The organism is Pseudomonas sp. HMWF006, from assembly GCF_003061205.1.
In the GTDB taxonomy this organism is placed as follows: Bacteria; Pseudomonadota; Gammaproteobacteria; order Pseudomonadales; family Pseudomonadaceae; genus Aquipseudomonas; species Aquipseudomonas monsensis.
Genome location: NZ_QAIU01000653.1, coordinates 17487 through 23788 on the forward strand (window position 1 = coordinate 17487; position 6302 = coordinate 23788).

4 protein-coding genes and 1 pseudogene are annotated in these 6302 nt (G+C 61.2%); 2 read left to right on the top strand and 3 right to left on the bottom strand.

Going from position 1 to position 6302, the window contains the following annotated elements; translation table 11 throughout:
- Positions 1 to 200 precede the first annotated feature (200 nt).
- Together DBR24_RS30225 and DBR24_RS30230 are read right to left on the bottom strand one after the other, a co-directional pair.
- Complete coding sequence (locus DBR24_RS30225; RefSeq protein WP_128616515.1) at positions 201 to 3269, bottom strand: efflux RND transporter permease subunit; 3069 nt, start codon at positions 3267 to 3269, stop codon at positions 201 to 203.
- A gap of 6 nt (positions 3270 to 3275) precedes the next feature.
- On the bottom strand, positions 3276 to 4376 hold the full coding sequence (locus tag DBR24_RS30230; RefSeq protein WP_123465046.1) for an efflux RND transporter periplasmic adaptor subunit: 1101 nt from the start codon (positions 4374 to 4376) through the stop codon (positions 3276 to 3278).
- A gap of 94 nt (positions 4377 to 4470) precedes the next feature.
- Between DBR24_RS30230 and DBR24_RS30235 the strand changes: the two genes are divergently transcribed.
- Positions 4471 to 5106: a TetR/AcrR family transcriptional regulator gene (locus tag DBR24_RS30235; RefSeq protein WP_128616516.1), complete on the top strand. Its 636-nt coding sequence runs from the start codon at positions 4471 to 4473 to the stop codon at positions 5104 to 5106.
- Positions 5107 to 5235: 129 nt separating this feature from the next.
- Here the strand turns inward: DBR24_RS30235 and DBR24_RS30240 are convergent, their stop codons facing one another.
- Entirely contained in the window at positions 5236 to 6018 is a 783-nt protein-coding gene (locus DBR24_RS30240) for a class I SAM-dependent methyltransferase (protein WP_123465042.1), read from the bottom strand.
- 51 nt (positions 6019 to 6069) lie between these two features.
- Here DBR24_RS30240 and DBR24_RS34550 point away from each other — a divergent pair.
- Positions 6070 to 6302: pseudogene (locus DBR24_RS34550) on the top strand (energy transducer TonB); the annotation flags it as partial.

Below are 6302 nucleotides of genomic sequence, written 5' to 3' on the forward strand. Positions count from 1 at the left end.
ACAATCCCGGAGCGAAGGAACCCCGAGCCCCAGCGAGCGGGCCGAACGTTGGGGCAAAGACCTTTGGTTCCTTTGGGGCGTTTGCCAAAGGGACTCGCCGTAAGGGCGAAACCGCCAACCGCCCCCCCCCAAACCAACGGATATTCACCCAAAACCCCAAGAACCTGGCCGGCCCGAAGGCCGCCACGTCAAACCAAAGATCAACCCTCGCGACGAACCCTGAACCAAGCCGCATACAACGCCGGCAAAAACAACAACGTCAGCGCCGTCGCCACAATCAACCCACCCATGATTGCCACCGCCATAGGCCCGAAAAACACACTCCGAGACAAAGGAATCATCGCCAGAACCGCCGCCAGCGCCGTCAACACAATCGGCCTGAAGCGTCGTACGGTCGCCTCGATAATCGCCTGCCAAGGCTTCAAACCCGAGGCAATATCCTGCTCAATCTGATCCACCAGAATCACCGAATTGCGCATGATCATCCCCGACAGCGCAATCGTCCCCAGCATCGCCACAAAGCCGAACGGCTGACGGAACACCATCAAAAACAACGTCACCCCGATCAACCCCAACGGCGCCGTCAAAAACACCATCACCGTGCGCGAGAAGCTACGCAGTTGCACCATCAGCAAGGTCAGCACCACAACGATGAACATCGGCACCCCGGCGTTCACCGACTTCTGCCCACGCGCCGAGTCCTCCACCGTACCGCCGACATCCAACAGATAACCGTCCGGCAATTCAGCACGAATCGAATCCAGCGTCGGCATGATCTGTTTGACCAGTGTCGCCGGCTGCTCCTTGCCATAAATATCGGCCCGCACGGTCACGTTCGGCAGGCGATTGCGGTGCCAGATAATGCCCTCCTCGAAGCCATATTCCAGCGTGGCGATCTGCGACAACGCCACACTGCGGCCGTTGTCCGTCGGCACCGCCAGACTCGGCAACAACGACAATTCAGTGCGCTCATGCACCGTGCCGCGCAGCAGAATCTCGATCAATTCGTTGTCTTCGCGGTACTGACTGACACTTGAGCCGGTCAACGAACTCTGCAGGAATTTCGCCAGATTGGCGGTGCTCACCCCGAGTGCCCGAGCGCGATCCTGATCGATATTCAGATACACGACCTTGCTCGGTTCTTCCCAATCCAGATGCACATTGACCACATGCGGATTCTCGCGAACCTTGGCCGCCACCTTGCGCGCCAGCGCGCGGACTTCCTCGATGTGTTCACCGGTGACGCGGAACTGCACCGGGTAACCCACCGGCGGCCCGTTCTCCAGACGCGTCACCCGCGAGCGCAGGGCCGGGAACTGCTCGTTGAGCGTGTCGATCAGCCAGGTGCGCAGCACCTCGCGCTCCTCGATGGTTTTCGCCAACACCACAAACTGGGCGAAGCTCGCTGCCGGCAATTGTTGATCCAGCGGCAGGTAGAAACGCGGCGAACCGGTGCCGACATACGCCACGTAGTTGTCGATGCCTGCGTGATCCTTGAGCAGCGCTTCCAGGCGCTTGACCTCGCCGGCGGTGTTGGCCAAAGACGCGCCTTCGGCGAGTTTCAGATCGACCATCAATTCCAGCCGGTTGGAGGCCGGAAAGAACTGCTGCGGCACGAACCGGAACAACATCACCGAGGCGATGAACAGCCCCAGCGTCATCACGATCACGGTTTTGCGATGCACCACGCACCACTCCACCAGCCGCCGCACCCGCTGATAGAACGGCGTGCCGTAAGGGTCTGACTGGCCATCAGCCGTTCCGTGTTTGGCCGCATGAATCTTCGCCAGATCCGGCAGCAGTTTTTCCCCCAGATACGGCACGAACATCACCGCCGCCACCCACGAGGCGAGCAACGCGATGGTCACCACCTGGAAGATCGAGCGGGTGTATTCGCCGGTGCCGGACTGCGCCGTGGCAATCGGCAGAAAACCTGCGGCAGTGATCAACGTGCCAGTGAGCATCGGGAATGCGGTGCTGGTCCAGGCATAGCTCGCCGCGCGAATACGGTCGAAGCCCTGCTCCATTTTGATCGCCATCATTTCCACGGCAATGATCGCGTCGTCTACCAGCAAGCCCAGCGCCAGCACCAGCGCGCCGAGGGAAATCTTGTGCAGGCCGATGCCCAGGTAATACATGCAGGCGAAAGTCATCGCCAGCACCAGCGGAATGGTCAGCGCCACCACCATGCCGGTGCGCACGCCAAGGGAAAAGAAGCTCACCAGCAACACAATCGCCAGCGCTTCCACCAGTACCTGAACGAACTCGCCGACCCCGGTTTTCACCGCTGCCGGCTGGTCGGAGACCTTGCGCAACTGCATGCCGGCCGGAAGGTTTTTCTGGATCCGCGAGAACTCGCCTTCCAGTGCTTTGCCGAGCACCAGAATGTCGCCGCCATCTTTCATCGCCACGGCCAGCCCGATCGCGTCCTCGCCCATGAAGCGCATGCGCGGCGCCGGTGGATCGTTGAAACCCCGGCGGACATCAGCGACGTCGGAGATGCGGAACGTGCGATCGCCGACGCGGATCGGGAAGTTCTTTATCTCATCGACGGTCTTGAAATTCCCCGTAACCCGTAGCTGCAAACGCTCGCTGCCGGTCTCGAAGAAGCCGGCGGTGGACACCGCGTTCTGTTCTTCCAATGCCTGCTGCACGGCTGCCAGCGGCAAGCCGAGGGTGGCGAGTTTGACGTTGGACAGTTCGACCCAGATCTTCTCGTCCTGCAAACCGAGCAGGTCGACCTTGCCGACGTCCTTGACCCGTTGCAGCTGAATCTGAATGCGGTCGGCGTAATCCTTGAGCACGGCGTAGTCGAAACCATTGCCGGTCAGCGCATAGATATTGCCGAACGTGGTACCGAATTCATCGTTGAAAAACGGCCCCTGAATCCCCGGCGGCAAGGTCTGCCGGATGTCGCTGACCTTCTTGCGCACCTGATACCAGAGGTCAGGAATCTGGTTGGAATGCATGGAGTCGCGGGCGATGAAGGTGACTTGCGACTCACCCGGGCGAGAGAACGAGACGATGCGTTCGTACTCACCGGTTTCCATGAGTTTCTTTTCAATGCGCTCGGTGACCTGGCGCGAGACTTCCTGCGCGGTCGCCCCCGGCCACCGGGTCTGGATGACCATGGCCTTGAAGGTGAACGGCGGGTCTTCACTCTGGCCCAGTTTGGTGTAAGACAAGGCGCCGACGACGGCCAGCAACAGCATCAGGAACAGGACGATCTGGCGATTACGCAGCGCCCATTCGGAAAGGTTGAAGCGCATCGGGACTTACTCCTTGTCCGCCAGATGGACCACACGGTTGGAGCGATCCACCGGGCGCACCTGCTGACCTTCGAGCAGCACATGCACGCCAGCGGCGACCACCCAGTCGTTGGCGTTGAGGCCTTCGAGCACCGGCACGGTTTTTTCGCCGAACGGACCGACGCGTACCGGGGTTTTCTTCAGCGTGTTGTTGGCGCTGACGACCCAGACATAGGTCGCGCCGTTTTCGGCGGTCAGTGCCGAGAGTGGCACCGACAACGGCACGGCATCGGCCGACTGCACGAACACTCGGGCGCTCTGGCCCAGCTCGGCCGGGACCTTGCCGCTGGTGAAGGCAATGCGCGCGGCGAAGGTGCGGGACTTTGGATCGGCTGCAGGCGACAGTTCGCGGATCTGACCGGCGAAGCGCTGGTTCTGTTGCGTCCACAGTTCAACGGTCACCGGCTGACCGACCTTGAACCGGCCAAAACTTTGTTCCGGCAGGCTGATGAGCACTTCGCGCTCGCCGTCGGTGGCGAGGGTGAACACGGTTTGCCCAGCCGCGACCACCTGACCGACTTCCACCGAACGCTTGGCCACTACGCCGTCCTGCGGCGCGCGCAGTACCGCGTAACTGGCCTGGTTGGTCGAGACGTTGAATTCGGCTTTGATTTGTTTGAGGCGGGCTTCACCGGAGCGGTAAAGGTTTTCGGCGTTGTCGTAAGCCGAGCGGCTGACCATCTGCCGGTCCATCAGGGTCTTGTAGCGGTCGCGTTCGGCGCGCACCAGATTGAGGTTGGCTTCGGCAGCAGCGACCTGGGCGCGGGTGGCCTCCAGTTGCAGGCGGACGTCCTGCGGATCGAGCTCGGCCAGCGGTTGGTCGGCCTTGACGCGTTGGCCCTCATCGACCAGTCGTCGGCTGACTTTGCCGCCGATGCGGAACGCCAGATCGGGCTCGTAGCGCGCGCGCACCTCGCCCGGGAAACTTTCCATCGCCTGCGTCGAAGGCTCTGGCTGCACCACCATGGCCGGTCGCACGGTCACTTGCACCGCCTCCTCCTGACCACACGCCGACAACAAAAACGCCAGACTGGCTGGCAACGCAAAGGACAACGCATGGCGGAACATGGTGACGGACCTTTCGCTAATGGTGCTTGGAATATTTATACTGGCCGGTATGGTATTAATAGCAAACTCACCAGTCCAGTATTAAAAGCGAAGAATGTCGAACAATCTTTCAGCTCCAAACGGCCCGGGCCGTCCGAAGGATCCGGCCAAGCGCCGGGCGATCCTCGATGCGGCGAAAACCCTGTTTCTGAGTCAAGGCTACGCCAACACCAGCATGGACGCGGTCGCCGCCGAGGCTGGCGTGTCGAAGTTGACGGTTTACAGCCACTTCAACGACAAGGAGACGCTGTTCTCCTCCGCCGTGATGGCCAAATGCGAGGAGCAGTTACCGCCGCTGTTCTTCGAATTGCCTGCCGGCATCGCCGTGGAAAATGTGTTGCTGAACATTGCGCGAGGCTTTCATCAGCTGATCAACAGCGAAGAGTCGGTGAATTTGCACCGTTTGATGATGGCGCTGGGCACACAGGATCCGAAGCTCTCGCTGATCTTCTTTGAGGCCGGCCCCGAACGCATGGTGCAAGGCATGGAGCGGCTGCTGAAGCGCATCCACGAGACCGGCGCGTTGAGCATCGACCAACCGCGTAACGCGGCCGAGCACTTCTTCTGCCTGATCAAGGGCGCGGGGAATTTTCGCTTGCTGTATTGCTGCGGTGAGCCGCTGAGTGAAGAGGCGGCGGAGATCCATGTACAGGAGGTGGTGGGGTTGTTCATGCGGGCGTATCGGCCCTGATTATTCAGGGTCTGTGCTGACGCCATCGCTGACACGCCAGCTGCCACAGGGGTTGTGGTAAACACCCATCGTGCGAACGACACAAAAACCTGTGGGAGTTGGCTTGCCAGCGATTGGAGCGACTCGGTTTTACGGCTTGAGCGCTTTCTTCGGGTAAATATCGTATCGGCTGGACTTGCCATCCAGCGCATGACTCGGCTTCGGCCCTTCGATACACGGCGCCTTGCGCGGACGCTTGACCACCACCCGGTGCGTCGCCAGTGCCAGCGCCGCTTCAAGCAAGGCCGGGGCATCCGGATCATCCCCGACCAATGGCCGGAACAGGCGCATTTCCTTCTTCACCAACGCGGTTTTCTCGCGATGCGGGAACATCGGGTCGAGATAGATCACCTGCGGCGGCTCGCCTTCCCAGTTACGCATGACCTCGATGGAGTTGCCCTTGAGCAGCTTCATCCGCGCCACGATCGGCGCCACCTCGAAATCTTCCGCCGCCCGCGCCAGACCGTCCTCCAGCAGCGCACCGATCAGCGGCTGGCGCTCGATCAGGCTCATCTCGCAACCGAGGCTGGCCAGCACGAACGCATCCTTGCCCAGCCCCGCCGTGGCATCCAGCACCCGTGGTCGCACGCCCTGGGCGATGCCGACGGCCTTGGCGATCATCTGCCCGCTGCCGCCGCCGTACAACCGCCGATGCGCCGCGCCGCCCTCGACAAAATCGACGCGTACCGGCCCCGGTGCATCCGGGCCCAACTGCTGCAGTTGCAAACCCTGCTCGCCGACCTGCAAGGCGAACTCACCGTCGGCCACTGCCAGCGGCAGACCCAGACGCTCGGCCCACTGCTCGGCTTGCGCTTCAAACGCCGGGCCGAGGGCCTGGACATGGATGCGGCAGGCCGCGGGTTGCTCAATCATGAAAACACGCTCAAAAAAGTTAAGGATCGGCAAAAAGTGGCCGATAAACCAATCAACGCGCATTTTGCCAGAGCTGAGCGTCAACCGAAAAAAATGTCAGGCATTCTTCCCACATCGATTGGCTACATTTCGCCCCATGGCGACTTCAGCCGTCAAAACACTCAAGCACTGAGCGGCGTCAGTCACCTGTGGCAGGATTTCTTTGCCCAAGCGCTGGCCGAACAGACGAGTGAAGTGGTACCCGCCTGCGGCACATTCCCCCCGGTTGACCTGAGCAGCCCTGA